21 protein-coding genes are annotated in these 22,498 nt (G+C 52.6%); 12 read left to right on the top strand and 9 right to left on the bottom strand.

Features of this window, described 5'->3' with window-relative positions; translation table 11 throughout:
• Positions 1-36 precede the first annotated feature (36 nt).
• The 4 genes from MJO47_RS10415 to galE all read right to left on the bottom strand — a co-directional run bounded on the left by MJO47_RS10415 (position 37) and on the right by galE (position 2,922).
• Positions 37-426, bottom strand: coding sequence for a hypothetical protein (locus MJO47_RS10415; protein ID WP_253961063.1), 390 nt, complete (start codon positions 424-426; stop codon positions 37-39).
• A 98-nt stretch (positions 427-524) separates the two neighbouring features.
• Positions 525-1,517 carry a WYL domain-containing protein gene (locus MJO47_RS10410; RefSeq protein ID WP_253961062.1) on the bottom strand — a complete coding sequence of 331 codons (993 nt, stop codon included), beginning with the start codon at positions 1,515-1,517 and terminating at the stop codon, positions 525-527.
• Positions 1,518-1,520: 3 nt separating this feature from the next.
• Positions 1,521-1,895, bottom strand: coding sequence for a nucleotide pyrophosphohydrolase (locus MJO47_RS10405; RefSeq protein ID WP_253961061.1), 375 nt, complete (start codon positions 1,893-1,895; stop codon positions 1,521-1,523).
• A gap of 40 nt (positions 1,896-1,935) precedes the next feature.
• Complete coding sequence (gene galE, locus MJO47_RS10400; RefSeq protein WP_253961060.1) at positions 1,936-2,922, bottom strand: UDP-glucose 4-epimerase GalE; 987 nt, start codon at positions 2,920-2,922, stop codon at positions 1,936-1,938.
• A 193-nt stretch (positions 2,923-3,115) separates the two neighbouring features.
• Between galE and MJO47_RS10395 the strand changes: the two genes are divergently transcribed.
• The 12 genes from MJO47_RS10395 to MJO47_RS10340 all read left to right on the top strand — a co-directional run bounded on the left by MJO47_RS10395 (position 3,116) and on the right by MJO47_RS10340 (position 16,737).
• Positions 3,116-3,589, top strand: coding sequence for a nitrous oxide reductase accessory protein NosL (locus MJO47_RS10395; protein WP_253961059.1), 474 nt, complete (start codon positions 3,116-3,118; stop codon positions 3,587-3,589).
• Positions 3,586-3,903, top strand: coding sequence for a hypothetical protein (locus tag MJO47_RS10390; RefSeq protein WP_253961058.1), 318 nt, complete (start codon positions 3,586-3,588; stop codon positions 3,901-3,903). The genes MJO47_RS10395 and MJO47_RS10390 overlap by 4 nt, the downstream gene beginning before the upstream one ends.
• Complete coding sequence (locus MJO47_RS10385) at positions 3,900-5,057, top strand: ABC transporter permease (RefSeq protein ID WP_253961057.1); 1,158 nt, start codon at positions 3,900-3,902, stop codon at positions 5,055-5,057. The genes MJO47_RS10390 and MJO47_RS10385 overlap by 4 nt, the downstream gene beginning before the upstream one ends.
• A 5-nt stretch (positions 5,058-5,062) precedes the next feature.
• Positions 5,063-5,755 (top strand): ATP-binding cassette domain-containing protein, encoded by a 693-nt coding sequence (locus MJO47_RS10380; RefSeq protein ID WP_253961056.1) that lies wholly within the window; start codon positions 5,063-5,065, stop codon positions 5,753-5,755.
• Complete coding sequence (locus MJO47_RS10375) at positions 5,752-6,774, top strand: hypothetical protein (protein ID WP_253961055.1); 1,023 nt, start codon at positions 5,752-5,754, stop codon at positions 6,772-6,774. The genes MJO47_RS10380 and MJO47_RS10375 overlap by 4 nt, the downstream gene beginning before the upstream one ends.
• 181 nt (positions 6,775-6,955) lie before the next feature.
• Positions 6,956-7,903: a sensor histidine kinase gene (locus tag MJO47_RS10370; RefSeq protein ID WP_253961054.1), complete on the top strand. Its 948-nt coding sequence runs from the start codon at positions 6,956-6,958 to the stop codon at positions 7,901-7,903.
• Positions 7,900-8,571 (top strand): response regulator transcription factor, encoded by a 672-nt coding sequence (locus tag MJO47_RS10365; protein ID WP_253961053.1) that lies wholly within the window; start codon positions 7,900-7,902, stop codon positions 8,569-8,571. Before MJO47_RS10370 ends, MJO47_RS10365 begins: the two co-directional genes overlap by 4 nt.
• A 384-nt stretch (positions 8,572-8,955) precedes the next feature.
• Complete coding sequence (locus MJO47_RS10360) at positions 8,956-9,510, top strand: SCO family protein (protein ID WP_253961052.1); 555 nt, start codon at positions 8,956-8,958, stop codon at positions 9,508-9,510.
• Between the two features lie 39 nt (positions 9,511-9,549).
• Positions 9,550-11,241, top strand: coding sequence for an ABC transporter substrate-binding protein (locus MJO47_RS10355; protein WP_253961051.1), 1,692 nt, complete (start codon positions 9,550-9,552; stop codon positions 11,239-11,241).
• A 20-nt stretch (positions 11,242-11,261) separates the two neighbouring features.
• On the top strand, positions 11,262-11,675 hold the full coding sequence (locus tag MJO47_RS10350) for a hypothetical protein (protein WP_253961050.1): 414 nt from the start codon (positions 11,262-11,264) through the stop codon (positions 11,673-11,675).
• Between the two features lie 106 nt (positions 11,676-11,781).
• Positions 11,782-12,063 (top strand): hypothetical protein, encoded by a 282-nt coding sequence (locus tag MJO47_RS10345; protein ID WP_253961049.1) that lies wholly within the window; start codon positions 11,782-11,784, stop codon positions 12,061-12,063.
• A gap of 51 nt (positions 12,064-12,114) precedes the next feature.
• Positions 12,115-16,737: a multicopper oxidase domain-containing protein gene (locus MJO47_RS10340; RefSeq protein WP_253961048.1), complete on the top strand. Its 4,623-nt coding sequence runs from the start codon at positions 12,115-12,117 to the stop codon at positions 16,735-16,737.
• Positions 16,738-16,951: 214 nt separating this feature from the next.
• On the opposite strand, the gene MJO47_RS10335 is transcribed toward MJO47_RS10340, so the two are convergent.
• The 5 genes from MJO47_RS10335 to MJO47_RS10315 all read right to left on the bottom strand — a co-directional run bounded on the left by MJO47_RS10335 (position 16,952) and on the right by MJO47_RS10315 (position 22,469).
• Positions 16,952-17,608 carry a bifunctional 2-polyprenyl-6-hydroxyphenol methylase/3-demethylubiquinol 3-O-methyltransferase UbiG gene (locus tag MJO47_RS10335; protein WP_253961047.1) on the bottom strand — a complete coding sequence of 219 codons (657 nt, stop codon included), beginning with the start codon at positions 17,606-17,608 and terminating at the stop codon, positions 16,952-16,954.
• 144 nt (positions 17,609-17,752) lie between these two features.
• Entirely contained in the window at positions 17,753-18,883 is a 1,131-nt protein-coding gene (locus MJO47_RS10330; protein ID WP_253961046.1) for a hypothetical protein, read from the bottom strand.
• A 105-nt stretch (positions 18,884-18,988) separates the two neighbouring features.
• The gene (locus MJO47_RS10325) at positions 18,989-19,855 is read right to left on the bottom strand and encodes a hypothetical protein (protein ID WP_253961045.1); all 867 of its coding nucleotides are present in this window, start codon (positions 19,853-19,855) and stop codon (positions 18,989-18,991) included.
• A 105-nt stretch (positions 19,856-19,960) separates the two neighbouring features.
• Positions 19,961-21,799 (bottom strand): SDR family NAD(P)-dependent oxidoreductase, encoded by a 1,839-nt coding sequence (locus MJO47_RS10320; RefSeq protein ID WP_253961044.1) that lies wholly within the window; start codon positions 21,797-21,799, stop codon positions 19,961-19,963.
• A gap of 103 nt (positions 21,800-21,902) precedes the next feature.
• Positions 21,903-22,469, bottom strand: a complete 567-nt coding sequence (locus tag MJO47_RS10315) for a sugar transferase (RefSeq protein ID WP_253961043.1) — start codon at positions 22,467-22,469, stop codon at positions 21,903-21,905.
• Between the last annotated feature and the right edge of the window lie 29 nt (positions 22,470-22,498).

The raw sequence follows: 22,498 nt of genomic DNA, 5'->3' as shown, positions 1-22,498 counted from the left end.
TTGCAATGGGTGAACCGGCCATTCGCGCCAATCCAATCAACCCTGCCGGCACCAGCCAGACACGTCCTCCGCGATCAGGCCCGCTGCCGAAAAGAGGGGCAAATGCATATGGGGCAGCGGCTGGCGGCCGCCTTCATCAGATCGCATCCCCCGCACCAGGGGCAGATCAAGGGCAGCCTCCACCAGGGCGGCCCGCAGTCTGTCGGCACCGCATCGCGACAGAAAGGAAGCGGCCTCCCGGCTCCCCAGCCACTGGTCGACAAAAGTCACCTCAGCCTCGCCGCCAACCTCAATAAGCACCTCTCCTTCATAGGAGCCGTCCCCCACCGTACCGCATACGCGTACGCCACGCCCGCTGCGCTCTACCGAATGGGTATCAAAATAGACGCCCCGGCCTTCCATCTCTTCCGTCGCAATGTAGATCATCCTGTCCTCCTTCTCGGTTATGATTCCATCATACCGAGCCAAGCGACAGAATGTGTCACACCAGTTCGACTACCCAAAAAGCAAAGTGTTGTTGCTCCCTACTTTTTCGCCATCGCCTTCAGCGCCTGCCGCAGCCCTGCCGCAAAAGTTTTGCGTAGAGTCGGCGGCGCCAGCACCTCAACGTGCGGCAGATAGGAATAGAGCCAGGAGAGGATTTCCTGCTCACCCGCGGCTTCAAAGGAGAGGAGCACGGAGCCGTCCTCTTGCTCGTCCAACTGCTGGGCCGGGTGCCAGCTGCGCTCGCGGATCAGATGCGCCACCGCCGGACCGAAACGGACCTTAAGAGCCAGCGGTTGGTCGTTGATCAGACCGAAGGCGTTGCCGGTGAGATCCGCCAGGCGGAAGTCCTCCGGAATCTCGAAACGCGTATCGCTGCAGTGAAGCTCCTGAATCCTGTCGACCAGAAAGAGGCGCAGTCCCTGGCGGTTATGGGCGTAGCCGCCCACATAGAGGGAATCCTTGTAGAAGAGCAGCGTGTAGGGATCGAACAGATATTCCTGTCCGGAGCGGTGGGGCGGCGCGTAGATGAGGGTACAGCGGTACTGATAGAGCAGAGCCTCGCGCAGACGGCGCAGAATTTCCTTCTTGCTGCTGTAGTCCCGTATTCCCTGAAAGCGGGGCGCGGCCGCCTCGGCCAGACGCTCGAGATGGGCGACGCTGCGCGGCGGCAGGCTGGAGCGGATGCGACTGAAAATGGCGTCGAGGTCATCGGAAAAAGGCGTTCCCCGCAGAAAAGACAGCTGCCCTCGGCAAAAATAGAGGGTCATCAGCTCTGGCAGAGAAAAGGTGATAGGCGGGATATTCTTGAAGCCGGTGATAAAACGATAAAGGGTGCGTCCGTCGGCCTCGCGCTCCCGCACCAGGGGATAACCGGCGTCGGCAATCGCCTGCAGGTCACGGTAGATGGTGCGCCGATTGACCTGACACTCCTCGACCAGTTCCTCCACCGTGGCGCCGTACCGGGCTTCGAGCAGACGGATGACATCATGCAGACGGGCAGCCTGACTGTATTTCTTGGCCGGCTTGGTCACGCCTCACTCTTCATTGGTCACATAATAGGTGTACTTGTGGGCCTTCCCCCGCACCTGGTCGCTGGGGTACTTGCGGATATTCTTCTCCATTTTAGCCAGCACCGTGTCGGCCATGTCCAGCCCCAGGTTATTGGCCAGCGAGAGCGCGTAGATGACGATATCGGCGAGTTCTTCGCCAATATCCTGGAGCGCCGCCGGGGACAGATTTTTCGACTGCTCCACCGTCAGCCACTGAAAATGCTCCATCAGTTCGCCCGCCTCGATGGCGATGGACATGCTCAGGTTCTTCGGGGTGTGAAACTGCTCCCAATCCCGTTCCCGCACAAAGTCCGCCATCTTCTCCTTCAGATCCTGCAGGGTGGTCTGGTTGTCGCTCATGCATATCTCCTTGGATGGGCTTTCGTGCAGAGGTCTTCGACTACGCCCTCTTCCGCAGCGCCAGCTCCCAGTCCCAGGCTGTCTGGACAATGTAATCGAGATCGGCGAAACGGGGCTGCCAGCCGAGGTTGGCGGAAATTTTGCTGCTGTCGGCGATCAGGGAGGCCGGATCCCCTTCGCGGCGGGGCGCTTCTTCCACTGGGAAATCGACGCCAGTGATGCGCTTGGCCGTCTCCACCACCTCACGCACCGAATAGCCGCGACCATAGCCGCAATTGAAGATGTCGCTGCCGCCCCCGTCGAGGAGGTGGCGCAGGGCGACCAGGTGAGCCGCGGCCAGATCATCGACGTGGATATAGTCGCGGATGCAGGTACCGTCGGGGGTGGGATAATCGGTCCCGAACACCTGCAGCTTGTCGAACTCCCCCAGCGCCGTCTTCAGGGCGCGGGTGATGAGGTGGGTGGGGTTCTTGTAGCACTGGCCGATGCGGCTGTGCGGGTCGGCGCCAGCCACGTTGAAATAGCGCAGGGCCACATAGGCGAAATCACCGCCGGCGGCGGCCAGATCAGCCAGAAAGCGCTCCGTCATCATCTTCGAAGCCCCATAGGGATTGATGGGTGCCAGCTGCGCCTCTTCGTTGACGGGCACGGTTTCCGGCGTGCCGTAGACGGCGGCGGTGGAGGAGAAAATAAAGCGGGGGATGTGCAGCTCCCGCAGGGTTTCCAGCAGGCCGAGGGCGTTGACGGTGTTGTTGCGGTAGTATTTCAGGGGATTTCGCACACTCTCGGCCACCTCGATAAAAGCGGCAAAGTGCATGACGGCATCGGGACGAAAGTCCTGCAGGGCTTTTTTCAAAGCCTCCCGGTCGGCGATATCCCCCTCAACCAGGTCGCCGTGCAGGATCGCCCAGCGATTGCCCGTCGACAGATTGTCATAGGTGCGCACCTCATAGCCCGCCTCTCCCAGGGCCTTGACCACATGACTGCCGATATAACCGGCGCCGCCGGTGACAAAAATTTTGGCCATTCAAGTCCTCCCCTTTTCAAAGCCTGACGGTAGTTTCAGAGTATAGAGGCCTTACCGCAGGCTATCAAGCCTTAATGGCCTGTACCCTCAAGATCCTGGGCCTGGTTGCAGAAATAACCGTTGTATGGTTAAATTACCGTCATTATTTATAGAAATCCAGTAGTGACCATTGCGCCCTGCAAGGAGTGATTTTATGTCCGTTCGAATCGCGATCTCGGCCCTTTTGCTCTTGTTTCTCACCTCCTCCGCAGCCCTTGCAGAGCAGCCCTCGCCTCCAGACGACAAAGACCGTTGCCCCGTATGTGGCATGTTCGTCGCACCTTACCCCGACTGGGTCGCGGCAATCGAATTCAAAGATGGATCCAAAGCCTATTTCGACGGGCCCAAGGACATGTTCGTCTATTTCTTTGACCTCGCCAAATATCGGCCTGGGACGACGATCGACGACATCGCGGCCTTGTTCGTCACCGAATACTATTCTACAAAGATGGAAAATCTCCATGATGTGTTCCTCGTCACCGGCAGCGACGTTACCGGCCCCATGGGCTACGAGCTGGTGCCGGTTAAAGGCCGGGAGAACGCCGAGACCTTTCTGCGGGACCATGGCGGCAAGAAAATCATGCAATTCAACGGGCGTGAGCTCACGGACGTCACCTCGTCACCATGATCAAAGTTCGGTTTTTCATAGGCTTGACCCTGCTCCAGATCACCGTTTTAGGTCTGTTGTTTTTCTACGGACAGACCCAGATTCACCACAGGCAGAAACGGGAGATCCCCGGGATGAAGGCCCTGGTCACTGCTCTGCAGCTCACCGACCTGTCCATCTGGACGGAGGCGCGCTATACCCGGCACCCCTCGCAGGCTGACCGGTTCACCCCTTTTCAGGACTTCCCGGGAGCTCTCGAGCATTTCCCCGCCGGCTCCATCATGGCGCCTGTCCTGATCGACGCTAACCCCGAGCCCCGGACAAACGACTCGTGAGACGACACCTGAAGATCCTGGAGTACGCCCTCTCCTCCCTGTGGCGCCGAAAATACAAGAACCTCTCCATCACCCTCGTCTATGCCTTCACGATAGCCGTCCTGGCATCCGTTCTCTTCCTGACCCATTCCCTGAAGACCGAGGCCAGCCGCCTGCTTGAGAATGCCCCTGAGCTGGTAGTTCAGAAACTCGCAGGGGGCAGGCATGACATGATCCCTGCCAGCTATGGCGAGAAAATCCGTGCCATCCCGGGGGTTGCGGAGGTCACTCCGAGGTTCTGGGGATATTATTACGATGGACTCATCGAGGCCAACTACACCCTGGTAGCCGTTGACTCCGGCATGCCGGCTCTGGAGATGCTCGAAGGACACCTCCCCGGCGGCCCGGGCGAATGCGCCATTGGCGCGGGGGTGGCTGCTATCCGCAAGGTGGAGATCGGCGATGACCTGATCCTTGTCGACCACCGGAACACAGGCATTTCCTACGAGGTGACAGGAGTTTTCCGAACCGGTTCGGAGCTGCTGACCAACGACCTGGTCGTGCTGACCCGCCATGACCTGACAAGCTTTTTCGGCTATGCCGACGATCTGGCTACAGACATATCGGTATCCGTGCGTAACCCGCGCGAGGTGACCACCATCGCCGAAAAGATTCGACGTATCCTCCCTGACACCCGCCCAATCTCCCGGCGGGAAATTCTTCAGACCTACGCAGGGGTTTTCAACTGGCGAAGCGGCATGATGCTGTCGGTATTCGCGGCAGCCCTGGTCGCTTTCTGCATCCTTGCCTGGGACAAAGCCACAGGCATCAGCGCCGAGGAAAAACGTGAAATCGGCATCCTGAAGGCGATCGGCTGGGAGACCTCGGATATTCTCGCGCTGAAGTTCTGGGAAGGGATTGCCGTTTCCCTCACCAGTCTCCTGCTGGGGCTCATAGGAGCCTACGTGCACGTCTTTCTGCTGGGGGCCTCCGTGCTGGCGCCGGTCATAAAGGGTTGGTCCGTTCTCTTTCCCCCCTTTCGGCTCATTCCCTTCGTTGATTTCTACCAGATACTGGTCATCGGTTTTCTGACCGTCACCCCCTATGTGGTCAGTACGGTGGTTCCTTCGTGGAAAGCCTCCATCACCGACCCTGAAACCGCGATGAGAGGCTAAGTCCCGTGGACTATCTGATTCATACGGAAAATGCCTGCAAGATTTACAACCCGCGCCAGGCCGATGAATTTCGGGCGATTGACGGCGTTTCTCTCACCATTGCCAGAGGGGAGGTGGTGGCTCTCAAGGGTCCCAGCGGCTCCGGCAAAACAACCCTGCTCAGTCTGATCGGCTGCATGGGGCGGCCGACCTCCGGCCGCATCCTGGTCGCGGGCAAGGACGTCGCCAAACTCCCTGAACGCTATCTCACCCGAATCCGCCGGCAAACCTACGGGTTTATCTTCCAGCAGTTCAATCTGATTCGCGACATCAGTGTCCTTGAAAACATCCTGCTCCCCCTCTATCCCCAGGAAATCCCTTTTCCCCCCATGCAGGAGCGTGGGCGCGCCCTGCTCGCCCGTCTCGGCATTGAAAAGAAAGCGCATCTGAAGGTCAACAAGCTTTCGGGGGGAGAACAACAGAGGGTCGCCATTGCCCGGGCCCTCATCAATGATCCTGAAATTCTCATTGCCGACGAACCGACCGCTCATCTCGACAGCAAACTGTCTGCCGAGCTGCTTGGTATCCTGGAGGATATCAACCGCACCGGCAAGACGATCATCATCGCCACTCACGATCCCTATGTGTTCGGCCATCCCCTGATCAGCCGGACCATCGCCATGCGCGATGGCCGCATTCTTGAGGATGGCGGCCAGTGATTCTGCATCCGGGCATTCTGGCGTTGATCCTGGGCACGGCCCTGGTGCTTTTCATGCTGCTCTATGCCAGCGGCCTCGCGGTAAAGATCATCCGGCGCTGGGATTTCGACAGCAGCTCCGAAGGACAGCTGAACCTGGAGAGAAAGACCTACCTTGTCTCAACCATCGTCAACTACGCCCTCGGGTTTGAAATATTTTCCCTGATTCTTTTTGTCTATACCCTCGATGAAATACACGGCCTTTTTGTCGGCGCCATGTGTGCCACCGGCGTTCTGAATGCCAACCCCGTTGGCTGGTACGCCCTCATCCTCAAAATCGTCATTTTTTTCGCAGCCGCCCTCTGGGTTGCCGTAAATTACCTGGATGGCAAGACCGAAAACCTGCCACTGACCCGCATCAAATTTACCGGCCTGCTGCTGCTCACGCCGCTGGTGGGGGGAGAGCTGTACCTGAAAATCCATTACTTCCTCGGCCTTGAACCCGAAGTCATCACATCCTGTTGCGGCTCGCTGTTCAGCGCCGACGGCACCGGTGTAGCCGCCGAACTCGCCGGCCTTCCGGTCGTGCCGATGATGAGCGTCTTTTACGGGCTGGCGCTGCTGCTCCTGCTCTGTGCCCTGCCCTGCCTCAAAGAGCGAGCCACCGCGGTCTTCTGTCGCCTGTTTTCCCTGCTCGCCGCCGTGTTCTTTGTCGTCGCCCTCATGTCCATCGTTTCTTTTATCTCTCTCTATATTTACGAACTTCCCACTCACCACTGCCCCTTTGACATCGTCCAGAAAAATTACGGGTTCATCGGTTATCCCCTTTACCTGACCCTGTTCGCGGGAACTCTCTTTGGTATCATGCCGGGAATCCTGCGACCCGTGATGCACCGCACAGGGCTGGGAGCCGTCCTTGGTTCCATCGAGAGGAAATGGATTCTGGTTTCCCTTGCCCTGCTGCTGATTTTCGTCCTTATGGTCTCCTGGCCCATCCTGTTCGGCTCATTCAAACTGGCAGGATACCCCGGTTTCTTCTGATCCAGATTCCCGCGGCGCAAATGGGACGTTTTCAGAAATTTATTCTGCCCGGACTTGAATTTATAACCAAATAGGTTATAAATTAACACAAAGGAAGAGTTTTTTTCCCTGAGAGAGTGAGGTTTTTTCGATGAACGGCGAAAAACAACATCTTTCCTGGCTCTCAAAATCTCCGGACTTCATGCGAGGGGCTTTTAGCAAAATTACTCCTTTCGGTAAGAAGCGTTGCAGTCGAGCGCCGGTCATACTCTTTTTCCTGCTGGCTGCCGCCATATTCACCGCCAACTTTTTCATCACCTACATTCATGATTACATGCCCAACCTGACCTTGTGGCAGCACGCACTCGCCGACTCGGTCGTCCTGTCGATCATCCTGTTGCCCTGCATATATATTTTCTGGTTCGGGCCACTGTGGAGAGAGGTCCAGGAACGGAAAAAGGCAGAAGAGTCCATCACCAGACTTTCACGAAAACTGATTACGGCGGCAGAGGAAGAGAGGAAAAAACTGGCCCTCGACCTTCACGACGAGTGCAGCCAACATTTAACCGAACTGCAGTTCGGGATTGAGTCGCTGCTGTTGCTTCCTCCCCACCAGATCGAGGAAAAACAGATCAAATTGGCTGGAATACAAGAACTTCTTCAGCAATTCGGAGATCAGATCCGCAATTTTTCTTCAGGGCTGAGACCCGATATGCTCGATGATCTGGGCATCGTTCCCACACTTCAGTGGTACGTCTCGGAAGTCGCCCTGAACGCCCCTGATGTTCGTATCGATTTCGAGGCCATAGGCCTGCAGAAAAGGCTTCCTTCCTCCGTAGAGTTGGTGCTCTACCGTGTTTGCCAGGAAAGCCTGACCAATATCATGAAACATGCTCACGCCGACCAGGTCAAAATCCTGCTGACCTACAGCCACCCCAAGGTCATTCTGTCCGTCAAGGACAACGGCATAGGTTTCAACCCGGCCCCTCATGACCATCAGGGAGAGGATGGCAAGCATGGACTGGGACTTCTTGGTATGCGGGAACGCGTCTCTTCCATCGGAGGTCAATGGTCTGTCAACTCGAGTCGGAACAGGGGAACAGTAATTCGCGTCGAGTTACCGGTTCCGCACGAAGGAGAGACAGTATGAACAAAATCAGAATTTTCATTGTGGATGACCACCCCATCGTCAGAGAGGGGCTGCCTCAACTGCTCGAATCCCAAGGAGACCTTCAGGTCGTCGGCAGCGCCGAGAATGGCGAAAGGGCCCTGGAAAGACTTCGCGGACTCGAAGCCGATGTCATTATCCTCGATATCTCCATGCCCGTCTTGAACGGTTTCGAGACCGTCGGACTTATCAAGGAAGTGCTTCCGGATGCCGAGATTCTCATCTACTCCATGCACAACAAAGAGGCCTATGTACATAAGGTGCTCCATGCGGGAGCCAGGGGGTATGTCCTAAAGGGCTCCCCGATCTCCGAGCTGATCGAGGCGGTCAGAACAGTGCACCGGAAAGAATTCTTTCTGAGCGGCAAATTGCAAAACGGCGTCATCGAATGCTACCTGACCAATCGAAAGGAAAAAAATGACGAACATTCTCGTTACAATCTGCTCTCGGAACGCGAACAGCAGGTTTTCCGACTCATGGTCGAAGGAAAAACGACCTCCGAGATCGGCGAGATTCTGTGTGTCAGTCCCAAGACGATCGAGAAGCATCGTCTGAACATCATGAAAAAGCTCGAACTTAGAAATCCCATCGACATGGTCAAATACGCCGTTCGCATCGGTCTGATCGACCCGGATTTCTGGAAAGCCTGATCCCTTGCGGCACCCCGCAATTCCCTACCACAAAAATGGGTAAATTTCCCCATGGACTTTGGCGGGAATACTAGTTTACTGTTAAAATATATCTGAAACACCATTTTATAAATTGGCTCTCGCTTGTTGACACCACGCCTATGCACGGTATTTTTAAAGCATGATTGATGACTTTCTCGGTAACTTAACTGTAGTTAATTATTTTTCTCACAGAAAGGCGGTCTGCTGGTATTCCTCAAAAAATCTAGTATCTTGGTCAGATGGCGGGAGAAAGGTCTCTACTAAAGATATGGGGACATTCCCTACCAGAGGACATCACAAGTGGATTTTGAAACCATCAAACCAGGAGGTTACCGGCCGATGAGAAGAAAGAGGATTGTTTCCATGGGAAATTGGGTTGTTGTTCTACTGCTCCTTTTTTCCGGTTCGGCATTCGCTGCGGGACAGAAATATGAACGGTCCATTGAAAACTACAGGGTACCCGACGTGACCCTGGTGAACCAGGACGGTGAAAGGGTCAGGATCAAGCCGATCATCGAGTCGTCAGACAAGACGATTATCGTCGACTTCATTTACGGTACCTGCACGACGATCTGCCCGGTCCTTTCGGCGGGTTTCGCAAACCTGCAGAGAAAACTCGGAGATGACCTCGACAAGGTTCGACTCATTTCTATAACGATCGATCCCGAAAACGACACACCGCAGATATTGAAAGAATACCTGGAACGTTACCAGGCAAAGCCCGGCTGGGATTTCTTGACAGGGAGCCGCAAAGATATCGACCGGGTGATGAATTCTTTCGATGCCTATTTCCGGGACAAAATGGATCACAAGCCCCTGACCTTCATCCGCTCGCCGGCCGACGGCAAATGGATCAGGCTTTACGGTCTCATGGGAAGTCGGGACTTTATGAATGAATTCCAAAAGGTGGGGATATAAATGACGTCAAATTCCATGAATACGAAGTGGTTTAAGCCGATGACATTATGGGCCGCCCTTCTTTGCGTCCCTGCCCTGCTGCTTGCCGGGGCCGGCATCTCCCTGGGGGCAGAAGAGAAACAGGTGCAAACCACGGCGGAAAGGCTCAAGCTTGGGGAGATAATGTACCTCGAGGGCCTGCTGCCCTCGGGTGAACCGATGAAAGCCTTCGTCACGGGAGACGTTCCCGTGGACGGAACAACCTTTACCTGTGTAAGCTGCCATCTTCGCAGCGGTCTTGGCTCCATTGAAGGTGAAGTCATCACCCCGCCGACCAATGGCCGCATCCTGTACGAACCCCGCGAGCCCTATATCAAGGGATTCGAACACGTTCCCTCCTATTCAAACTACGCCAAGTACCTGCCGGTCCGCCCGGCCTATACCGATGAGACCCTGGCCACCCTCATCGCCGCCGGCATCGACCCCAACGGCCGCTCTGTCCTCCATGTCATGCCCCGTTATGAAATTGCCGGCGATGACATGGATATCATGATCGAATATCTCAAGGCGCTGTCCGACGAGCCTTCCCCCGGGGTGACCAAAGACGAAATCCACTTTGCCACGGTCATCGTCGAGGGCACCGATCCCCTGGCGGTAGAATCGATGCTGTTGCCGATACAGTTTGGTGTCGATCGCAAGAATGCCCTGTCACTGGCCTCCAAGAACAACCCCCGCATGGCGCGCATGGCCTACAACATGCTCGGCCCCGATCTCATGTCCAAAAAGTTCACCCTCTCGAAGTGGATTCTTTCAGGGCCACCCGAGACCTGGCGCTCCCAGCTGGACGCCTACTATGCGGCCGAGCCGGTGTTTGCCCTGCTCGGAGGGATCTCCGAAGGGGATTGGGAACCGGTGCACCGCTTCTGTGAGGAGAACAGGATTCCCAACCTCTTCCCTGTCGTTGATTATCCGGTTATTTCCAATACCGACTGGTACACCCTTTACTTCTCCCGCGGTATTCGTCAGGAAGCCGAAGCGGCCGCCCGCTACCTCAACACCCTGATGGACCTGCTCACGTCCGACACTAAAATTGTCCAGGTCTACCGGGACAACCGCCGGGGACGCACCCTGGCGGAAGGGTTCAGACAAGCCTGGGAAGAGGCAGGCCACCCCACCGCTGCTGAGTACATCATCGAAGAGGGACAAACCCTCAGCGACGAAACGCTCGGGGAAATCGTGAAGGAAAAAAGCCCTGAGGTGCTGCTCGTCTGGGACGGCCCCTCCGCCATCGGTGCCTTGGAGAAACTTGCCGCAGCCAAAGATCGCCCCAAATTCATCTACGCCTCGGCCACCTGGTTCGGCGATGACCTCTACGCCATCGAAGACCCGCTGCGAAGCCAGCTCTTCATGACCTATCCTTACCGCATGCCCCAGGAAGAGAGCCGCTTCAACACCTCGCTGAACAAGGTCCTCATGGGCAAGCCTCTTTCCGCCTATGATGTCGAAGCACTCAAAAAGTCCTACATTGCCAATGACATGCTCGGCAAAGCCCTCATGGAAATGCGCAGCGAATATTATCGTGACTTTCTCTTCGACACCATCGGCATGATGAAGGATACCTACCTCCCCCTTTTCGACCGTATCACTTTTGGCCCCGGCCAGCGATACGCCTCCAAGGGATGTTTCATCGTGCAGCTCGGCGAAGGGGATAACCCTCGCCTCGAGCGTCGCAGTGAATGGCTGATCCAATGACCCGAAAGGAACAGGTTGTGATGAAATCACACATTTTGATGATACTGGCCGCTTTTTTCCTGATGTTTTCAGGCCCTGCCTGGAGTCAGGATCACGGCGCCTCGGCAGCGACCAAAGGGAGTGGAACCGAGTCAGCCAAGACTATAAAGACAGAGGCTGGCGAGGAGCTCGTGTTTGTCACCAAAGGCTATCGGTATGAGCCCGCGGACACAACAGAAGATGAGGATCTCGGCCACTTTCTCTGCGGAATCCGCTGCAACGCCCTCTCCGTCGACTACCTCAACATTACCTCGCCGGGGGGCTGGCGTATGCTGCCGGTGGCCCAGGACACCGAGGTCGTCATTCCTCTGGACAAGATGGGCGTCTACGGTACCTGCACCTGTGAAGGGGACGAGTTTCTGGTCAAGATCAACAACATCTACATGTCCAAGTGATTTTTATATCAAATGAGAATGGGGTTCGGTCATCCACGGCATCTTCGATTCTTACCGAAGGACCCAAAAAAAACAGCAGGCCAACGATTAAAAGGAGGAAACGAAGATGAAAAAACGATACCTAGTGACCACAGCGATCTTCCTGTCGACGCTGCTTGCGGCACCGGTCCTGGCAGCAGAGAACCAGTACGGCGCCACGCAACCCCCAGCCCAAACGGAAACCCAGACTGAAGGGGTCACCACCAACGTGCCCCAGGCCCAACTCGACCTTATGAAGAAACGGGAAGAGGCCAAAAAACGGCGTGATGAGCTGCTCAAGCTGCGTCAGCAGAACATCGAAACTATGGATGCTGGCGGCACGCCCGTCGAGAAGGCTCCGCAACAATAAATGAATTGCTATCGGTGTGTTTCGATCAATCCTCTTTAAAGGGAGACCGTTATGGGAAAACGAACATCAAGATTTCTAACCGCACTCTGCATCTCCGGCCTCGCCGTTCTTCTGGGCGCGACAGGGGCTCTGGCGTATCTCAGCCCGAGTAATCCGGCGGTTCTGTCGGCCGATGCCGAACAGATCAAGTACATGGATCCGAGTTATCTGGGGGACTATACAGCAACCCCTGATCAGGCCTACGTCATCGGTCCGGGGAGCATCCCCGACTACCTGACCAATCCCAACTGGGCCTACAGCCCCCCCTTGCGCAAGTTTATCGACAAAATGGCCCCCATGGGCTGCGATCAGACCAACAACCTTGGTCAGTGTATTCCCGTAGCGGTCCCCGACATCGTGACCTACCCCGGCTCGGACTATTACGAGATTGAAATTACGCAATTCCGTGAGCAGATGCACTCGGATCTCCCTGCCGGCGAAAACGCCACCACCATGAGGGGGTATCACCAGGTCAACGCCGGTACCGACACCTCCGGTGGCTGCACCGATCCGGTGCTGGGCCTTGCCAACCCCTGCACAACCGCGAATAACACGGACTGGTCGGTGGTCAATGCTGGCGTCCACTATCTCGGCCCCATCATCGTTACCCAAAAGGATCGCCCGGTCCGCGTTAAGTTTATCAATAACTTGCCGACGGGAGCCCCTGGTGATCTTTTCGTTCCGGTTGATACCTCCATCATGGGGGCCGGCCCCTTTGAAATCGACTATGACCCGGTCACCAAAGAGCCTATCGCCCTGACGACCGGCGACTTTACGCAAAACCGCGCCCTGCTGCATCTTCACGGCGGCCGCAGCCCCTGGATCAGTGACGGCACGCCGCACCAGTGGATCACCCCTGGCGACGAAACAACCGATTACCCCATCGGCGTCAGCGTCTCCAACGTCCCCGACATGCCTGCGCCCGAACCCGGCGCCCAGACCTACTACTGGACCAACCAGCAGAGCTCGCGCCTGATGTTCTACCATGACCACGCCTGGGGCATCACCCGCCTGGGCGTTTACGTCGGTGGCGCAGCCGGCTACGTCATCCGCGATGACGCCGAGCAGGCCCTCATCGACAACGACATCCTCCCCGGACTCAAGTCCGACAACACCACCGTGGTCTACGGCGGTGAGATTCCCCTGATCATCCAGGACAAGACCTACGTCGACGCCGCTACCATCGCCGAGACCGACCCGACCTGGAAATGGGGAACCAATCCCGTCGCCGACGGCCAGCCGATGACTCCCGTCACCGGCGATCTCTGGTGGCCGCACGTCTACATGCCCGCCCAGAATCCCTACGACCTCAGCGGCATCGCCCCCATGGGACGCTGGGCCTACGGCCCCTATTTCTGGCCGGCTACGGGCAACTTCTTCCAGCCCATCCCCAACCCCTACTACGCGGCGGACTGTGACGATACAACGGCCGACAACTACAACCCCGACTATTGCGGCTGCGATCCAAACAATGACGCCACCCCCGGCAGCCTCGGTGGTTTCTGCCAACCGCCCAAAATGCCCAGCTCCCCCAACCCGTCCTGGGGCGCCGAGGCCTTCATGGACACCCCCACGGTCAACGGCACCGCCTACCCCGTGTTGGATGTGGAGCCCAAGCCTTATCGTCTGCGCATCCTGAACGCCTCCCATGACCGCTTCTTCAACCTGCAGATCTACATCGCCGACCCCAATCCGCCGACACCGGTCAACACACCGTCCAATCCTCCGAACCTTGCCAACTTCCTGGCGGATGGCTACGGCGGCTTCGCGCAGGCACTGGCCCCCAACACCGAAGTGCGCATGATCCCCGCGGTTCCCGGCGAGACGGGCACGACACCGCCTCCCGGCGGACCGAACAGCGGCATCACCCTGCCCAAACCCGCTACCTGGCCTGAAGATGGCCGCCCCGGCGGCATCCCCGACTGGAGCTGGGTAGGCCCTGAGTGGGTCATGATCGGCAACGAGGGGGGCTTCCTGCCCCAGCCGGTGGTTCTTCCGAACCAGCCCGTTACCTGGAACAACGACGTCACCACCTTTAACGCCGGCAACGTCAATGGCGGCTCACTCCTGCTCGGACCGGCCGAAAGAGCGGATGTCATCGTCGACTTCTCCCAATATGCCGGGCAGACCCTGATCGTCTACAATGACGCTCCGGCTCCCTGGCCCGCCCTCGACCCGCATTACGACTACTACACCGACGCGCCGGACAACCGCGACATGGGGGGCGCCGACACCACCCCCATCGGTTTCGGCCCTAACACCCGTACCATCATGCAGATCAAAGTCGGCTCTACCGGCGCCCAAACCTTCAACATGGCCAACCTGGAAGAAGCCTTTGATCCCACCAATGGCGACCCCGGCGTCTTCAGGGATTCCCATGACCCCCTCATTGTGGGCCAGGGCAACCTGAACCCCACGGGCGATCCGGCCATGTATGAAGCCTTCGTGTTCGATGGCACCGACTTCAGCGCCATCAACGACATCTACAACCACACCTTCCCCACCAAGTGGCCCAACTGGGGTATCGCCCAGATCAACGATACCGAGATCAGCTTCATGGACCCGACCACCAAAACCCTCGTGCAGAATGTCCCCCTTGAAGCGAAGGCCATTCAGGACGAGCAGGGTGAAACCTTCGACGAGTTCGGGCGCATGAGAGCAGGCCTGGGCCTCACCGTTGACGAGCCAGGCGCGGGCAAGGTCAACTTCATCGTGCAGACCTTCAGCGACCCCTCGACCGAGATCCTGGCCGAAGACGGCATCCAGGTCTGGAAGATCACCCACAACGGCGTCGACACCCACCCTGTTCACTTCCACCTGTTCGACGTACAGGTTCTTAACCGTGTCGGCTGGGACGGCTTCCTCCGTCTGCCCGACCCCACCGAGATCGGCTGGAAAGATACCGTTCGCATCAGCCCTCTCGAAGACACCATCGTTGCCATAAAACCAGTCACCCCGGCGGTCCCCTTCGGTATTCCCGAGAGCATCCGTCCTCTGAACCCGGCTACGGCTATCGGCGATCCGACCCACCTCTCCACGATCGATCCCAACACCGGCGAGGCCTGGTCTGAACTTAACCTCAACCGCATCCTGAACTTCGACTGGGAATACGTCTGGCACTGCCATATCCTCAGTCATGAAGAGAATGACATGATGCGGCCGATGAGCTTCCTGTTTACGGAAAGTCTGCCGGATGCACCGACTAACGTGGTGGCAACGGTCAATGGTGCCCAAGTCGATCTGACATGGGAGGATCCCACACCTGTTGATTTTGTGACCCGAACAAACTTCGGAAATCCGAAGAATGAAATTGGCTTTAAGATCGAAAGATCGTCTGACGGTGGGGTATCGTGGGAGCAAGCAGGCACTGCCATGGCAAATGCCACCACCTTCACCGACGAAACCGGTACTTCAGCTCACATTTACAGGGTTTATGCCTACAATGCTGAAGGACTTGGCACCATTGCCTCAACCCAATTTGCACTGGCAAGTCCGAACGGTGGTGAAACACTAACCGGTGCCTCCGTCAGTCCGATTAGCTGGACTGCCAAAACAGGGGCTACTGCATACAACGTGTACTACTCGACCGATAGTGGAACCACCTGGAATTACATTGCGGCCGTTGGTGCAGTCACTAGCTACGACTGGACAGTACCCAACATTAGCACTACGACCGCAAGAGTTCGTATCTCGGCATTTAATGGGTCAGCTTACCTTGGGTTAGATGCCTCGGATGCGGATTTCTCAATCACGCCGGGAACACTACCGGGTACGGTTATTAGTCCGAACGGTGGCGAAACCCTAACTGGTGCCTCCGTCAGTCAGATTAGCTGGACTGCCAAAACAGGGGCTACTGCATACAACGTGTACTACTCGACCGATAGTGGAACCACCTGGAATTACATTGCGGCCGTTGGTGCAGTCACAAGCTACGACTGGACAGTACCAAACATTAGCACTACGACCGCAAGAGTTCGTATCTCGGCATTTAATGGGTCAGCTTACCTTGGGTTAGATGCCTCGGATGCGGATTTCTCAATCACGCCGGGAACACTACCGGGTACGGTTATCAGTCCGAACGGTGGCGAAACCCTAACTGGTGCCTCCGTCAGTCCGATTAGCTGGACTGCCAAAACAGGGGCTACTGCATACAACGTGTACTACTCGACCGATAGTGGAACCACTTGGAATTACATCGCGGCCGTTGGTGCAGTCACAAGCTACGACTGGACAGTACCAAACATTAGCACTACGACCGCAAGAGTCCGTGTCTCGGCATTCAATGGGTCAGCTTACCTTGGGTTAGATGCCTCGGATGCGGATTTCTCAATCACGCCGGGAACACTACCGGGTACGGTTATCAGTCCGAACGGTGGCGAAACTCTAACCGGTGGAGCTGTCAGTCAGATAACTTGGGCAGCCAAAACTGGAGCCACCTCTTACAACGTGTACTACTCGACCGATAGTGGAACCACCTGGACCTACGTCACGGCCGTTGGTGCAGTCACAAGCTACGACTGGACAGTACCCAACATTAGCACGACGACTGCAAGAGTCCGTATCTCGGCATTTAATGGGTCAGCTTACCTTGGGTTAGATGCCTCGGATGCGGATTTCTCAATCACAGCAAACTAAGGAATAATTGCCAATTAGCAAATGAGGCCCAGGCAGATTATGCCTGGGCCTCATTTTTTTGGCTCGCGAACAGTCATGAGCATTTATGATGACAATAAAGTACCTGCAAATCGCTTTTTTGTGTTCGGGTCACCACTGTCGTGAAAATTCATTAGTGGAACACAATCTCTGGAAATTCCTTGAAAAAATGTCTTTTTATTGCAGTTAGTTTAATTTATCGCATAGTTTTTTTCAAAAAATACTTAAAATCCAAAACCAGCTTTTTGAAATTAGAATTTATATTTTTATTTTGCTTAAATGTGGCACCCGTGCCCGATTTATCAAATAGCCAAAAAATATTCAATCCTTCTTGTGCAATAATCCACTGACCATTATATTCATTAAAATCATTCTCATCAAAAGACCAAAGATGATTCTTGTCTGGACGACGATTTTTGTAAGGAGTTGACACAATAAGAAGTTTTTCTGCAGCTTCATATATGGTTTTAAAAGCTTTATTTGGATTTGGTAAATGCTCTAAAGTTTGAAGGCAAATAACGCAATCGAAAGTTTGGGAAAATTTTTGAGTCATCAGATCATGGACAAAAAAATGGGTATTCGAAATTTTTTTATTATTTCTACATGTTTCAATCGCCTGGGAAGAGAAATCGCAAGCATAAATTTCTGAAATATTGTTGCAGTTTTCCTTCAAAAATATTTCACCGTCCCCGAGGCCACAACCAACATCAAGAAGAGTGCCGAAAAAGTTAGAAAGTTCAAAAACTTGCGCGAGAAACCTGTAATCTTTATCTCGCCACGATTCTCCTTTTTCACTAAAAAATTGATTCCATTCTTTTTGACTATAATCTAAGCTCTCAACAACTCTAATCATATAAGGCCTTAATTTTTAATTGTTATCCTCTGATTGACTGAATAATAACGACATTATTTAAATTCTGTAATGCGTTTTAATATGCCATAAATATTATTTTGTCTATTTACAATTAATATCATATTTAGTTTTTGTCATTTAAATTTATTTATTATCATATTTAACATTATTTTTAAAAATAAGAATTGTCCCCAAATATGCTAGGTCTGAAACAACTAACAAAATACTATATGCTATTTGCCCTTTTATACCAAATGAAGATGACAATGAAACCATCGAAATATAAACAATAATATATCCAGCTATAGAGAAATTTACAGATTTTATATTGTATGTCGAGTATGCATTAGCTCTTTCAATCATTGCAAACATACTAATCCAGACTGAAAAACTTAGAATTAAAACAGCATAAAAACTGTAAATCTTAATGCCAGATAGCATTAAAATGCCTATAGATATTACTATACAGGTAAATTGGCAGACCGTAGCAACGACAGTTTTATTTTTGGTTGAAATACTTTTTATCTTATTAAGTGTATTCCTATGGTTAAGCAAACCCTCTATAGTTCGGAGTTGGCCTATTGTAAACTGTAGTCCTCGATAGGCCAGGAAAAAAGCCCCTAACACCTCTTTGTCTTTGAAGAAAACATTTGCAAGAATAGGCGTTAGGTTGTTACCACCCCTTTTAAGGGTGATCCCTAAATAATAGGGCAGGTATGAGTGCATATCCCCTGTCAACTGTTTCCAAGAAGATCTATTGATACTGTTTTTAAATGCTTTGCGCTCAGTTCCATTTTTTGCAAACCAAATAGATTGGGTTAATATTGTGGAAATGGTTAAGGATGCCCACACTGCCACTGGCGGTGGAGTAGAAAGCAAGAACAATAAATACAATAGGGTTAATCGTAATACTGCGCCCCTGAATTCAATCAAAAAATATTCCGACAGGTGACCAGATGATTGAAGTTTAATATCAATGTATTTTTTTATAGCGATTGAACTAACATAAAGGATTATCCATAAATTATTTGTATAAAATATTCCGAGGAATTTATAAGCAACATATGTTGCTATCATTAATATTAAAAATGAAATAACTGCTAAAAAAGCGAGTCCTTGGTATCTTGTGGGGTCATCCTGGACCTTAAATAAAATATAGTTAGTCGGGACGATTTCTAACAATATTGTCAATATTGAAATATACGAAAGATCAACTATTAGACCAGCATAAATTTCGGAACCGAAAAAACGTACAATTAGGACTGTACATAGCATGTTTATGCCAGCAGTCGCTAAGTTTATCGATGAGTTTGTAAATATTTTTAGCTTAATTGACATTCAGAAGAAATAATATTTAAAAATAAAATATAAGTTAATTATTCAAGATTTTAGACTTCTGTACTTATCTAAAAAAAGTTGTACGACACCAAGTGATATTCGCAAAACAAGACTGAAATATTTAAACTTTGATAAAATTAATATATAATTACATTCGTTTAAATATTTGAAACCTTTTCGTGAATTCCAAGAGACCTGGTGATCAACATCCATTGTTTTTTGGATGCCCTTTATCTTTTTCCAATATGTGCCCGTATCATAAATAACTGGTAATTTTGATTTGGAGACAAATTGATGAAACTTGTAAGCATTTTGTGCTGAGAGGATTACATCAGGGATTAGATGCCTGATTTGTTTTTCAGGGTCATAGTTTGAATCAAGCAAGGCAGAAGTTTTTCTTGCCCAATCCCCATTTATAAAACAAGGATTTAAACTAAATCCACTATTTAAGACTTTGAATTGATGTCTTTTTGGCAATTTAATTTGAATTAAATTATTTACTTTAAGGGTATTTTCTACATCATTTTTTTTTATATTAGCAAGGCAAATCCAATCATCCTCAAGATTAAATATATAATTCGTACATGAATTGGACCATGACCATTTAACTGCGTTTGAAAAATTTCCTTTTTTAGAAAATCGAATTATCCCATTATTGAAATACTTTTTGCAAATTGATAAAAACTTTTCTGAATCTGGAGAAGTCGGAACTGGATCCACATTAATAATTAATCTTTTATTTGGCCATTGTGATAAGAGATTTCTTGAAAAAGACTCTAAAGTAACTTCTAGCAAATCAGGTCTATTAATTGATACAACACATACATCTAGGTCATCACATTTGGGCAATTTTCCCCAAATATATATATTATGATCGCTTTTGAATATTGGATTGTCAATGTCCTGCATTTAAGATTGTTCCTTTGTTATTTTTATTTTGGAGTGCGTTGACTTTCTTATCCAATAAATTTTTATTTTTTTTAATTTTAATCTTATATTATCTTAACCCATATATTAATTTCGACGCGGAACACCGACTTTTTCCGGCTGGAATTCCGGAACTATTTCAGCGAGTTTAGCCACAATGCCATGCAAGTCGATTTGCCTCTGCAATTGGTAAAGCTCTTCTAATTGGTGCTCTAAATGGGCGCGATCATGAACCTTGGATTCGGCCACCATGATCTTTTCATGGGTAGTGGGCTTGACCCCTTCACCAGCGATCAGCAGCTCTTCGTGAAGCTTTTCACCGGGGCGCAGACCGCTAAAGACAATGTCGATATCTTCATAGGGAATAAATCCCGACAACCGAATGAGTTCCTCCGCCAGCGAAACAATTTTAACCGGCTCTCCCATGTCCAGAAGGTAAATCTCCCCCCCCTGCCCCATACTACCGGCCTGTAGCACCAATTGGGTGGCTTCCGGGATGGTCATGAAAAAGCGGGTAATATCCGGATGGGTCACCGTCACAGGTCCACCGGCGGCGATCTGCTTTTTAAAAGTCGGCACCACGCTGCCAGCACTCCCTAGAACATTACCAAACCGCACCGTAACAAAACGCGTCTTGCTGGTGCGCGACAAAGCCTGTACAAACAGCTCCGCCGCCCGCTTAGTCGCCCCCATGACATTGGTCGGGTTTACCGCCTTATCGGTGGAAATCATCACAAAACACTCCACGCCACAGGCATCGGCGGTCTCGGCCACAATGCGGCTGCCCCGCACATTGTTATTGGCGGCTTCGGCGGGGTTATGCTCCATCATCGGCACGTGCTTGTAGGCTGCGGCATGGAAAACCACCTGCGGCTGCACCTCATCAAAAATCCCTTCGACCCGCGCCCGGTCCCGCACATCACCGATAATAGCCGTGTGACGCAAGCCGGGATAGAGCTCCGCCAGCTCGTTGTGGATGGCGAACAGCGGACTTTCGGCATGATCATAAAGCACAAGGCGCTGGGGATTGAAACGGCTGACTTGGCGACAGATCTCGCTACCGATACTACCAGCCGCCCCCGTGACCAATACCCGCTTACCCTCTAGGAAAGCCCGAATGCGATCGACATCCAGCCGAACCGGTTCCCGCCCGAGGAGATCGTCTAGGGAGACATCGCGAACCTGGCTGATCGAGACGGTACCGTCGATCAACGACCCCATCCCCGGCAAGGTCCTGAATCGAAGGCCTAACGCCTCGCAGTGCTTGACGATGACCTGCATCTGTTTACCCGTGGCTGAAGGAATGGCAATAATCACCTCTTCGGCCCCAGTGCGTTGGACTATCGCTTCTAACTGGGCCAGAGTGCCCCACACCTTAAATCCGATGAAACTCCGGCCCTGCTTGTCGGGATCATCATCCACAAAGCCACGCACCAAATAATTCAGATCCGGGTTCTGCCGCATCTCCTTAGCGATGGTTTGCCCGGCTGAGCCGGCCCCTATAATCAAGATGCGCTTACGCTGCCCTGTTTTTCTTTTCAACAGCGGCAAATAGTCTTCACGGGCAGCGCGGGTCAAAAAGCGCAAACCCGCCATGGCGCTGAAACAGATAAACCCGTCAAGAATAAGAACGGAACGCGGAATGCCCTCAAGCCTGTGAAAAAAAACGACGTACAGAATAAAAACGACAGAGGCGATCAGGTTGGCGCGGGCCAAATCGACCACATCGGCAATGGAGACATAACGCCACCAACCGTGTGAAACCTTTTGCCACCAGAAAATGCCAAGCTTGATAACCAGCAGGGCGGGTACCAACTTCAGATACAGCGACCAGTTGACCCGCTGCCAATCCAAATCGAAACGCAACAGAAAAGCAAGCGACAAAGATCCAACAATGGTCACCGCTTTCAGGACAAAAATAAACACAATCCGGTATTTATGTCCCAATTTTTTCCAGCTATCCATCATGGATACATCAATCTAAGTAATTGTGTTTTAAGTATGTGCCCGGTTTGTACTGAAAAAACCATCAGCCGCCCCGCACCCTGTCACCAGAACCTTTTCCAAAAACAGTCTGGATAATAAAGAGAAAATACCGGCGAACAGTCAGCTCGCGAATCATACGTGCATCAGTCTCGGCAAGAAGTTGCGGCGTTGACATGTCGATGCCACTTACCTGTGCCAGCCCTGTAATACCAGGACGTGCGTCAAAGACACCGCGATTGTTGCGTGCTTCAATCAACTCTGCCTGGTTGAACAGACAAGGCCGCGGACCGACCAAACTCATCTCGCCTTTGAGCACATTCCATAACTGGGGCAACTCATCAAGCTTGGACCGCCGTAGAAAATTGCCGAGGGGAGTAATGGCGGAAGCATTGGCTAAATGACTTGGCACCGACGCAGTCCCCACTTTCATAGTCCGAAATTTCACGAGCACGAAAGGTTTTTTGTTTCTGCCGACACGCTGTTGGCGAAAAACAGGTGAGCCCGTATCGAAAAATCCAATCAGAGTGATGACTGCAAGCAATGGCAAACCAACAAGCAAACCAAGGGTCGAAAACAGTACGTCAAAAAAACGCAAAAGAAACCACTTCATAAATAAGTTGTGTCCTTAAAACATCAAAA

This window comes from Desulfuromonas sp. KJ2020, assembly GCF_024197615.1.
Taxonomy (GTDB): Bacteria; Desulfobacterota; Desulfuromonadia; order Desulfuromonadales; family SZUA-540; genus SZUA-540.
The sequence above is the reverse complement of the archived record's forward strand: the minus strand, read 5'-3'. Positions and strand labels throughout refer to the sequence as shown.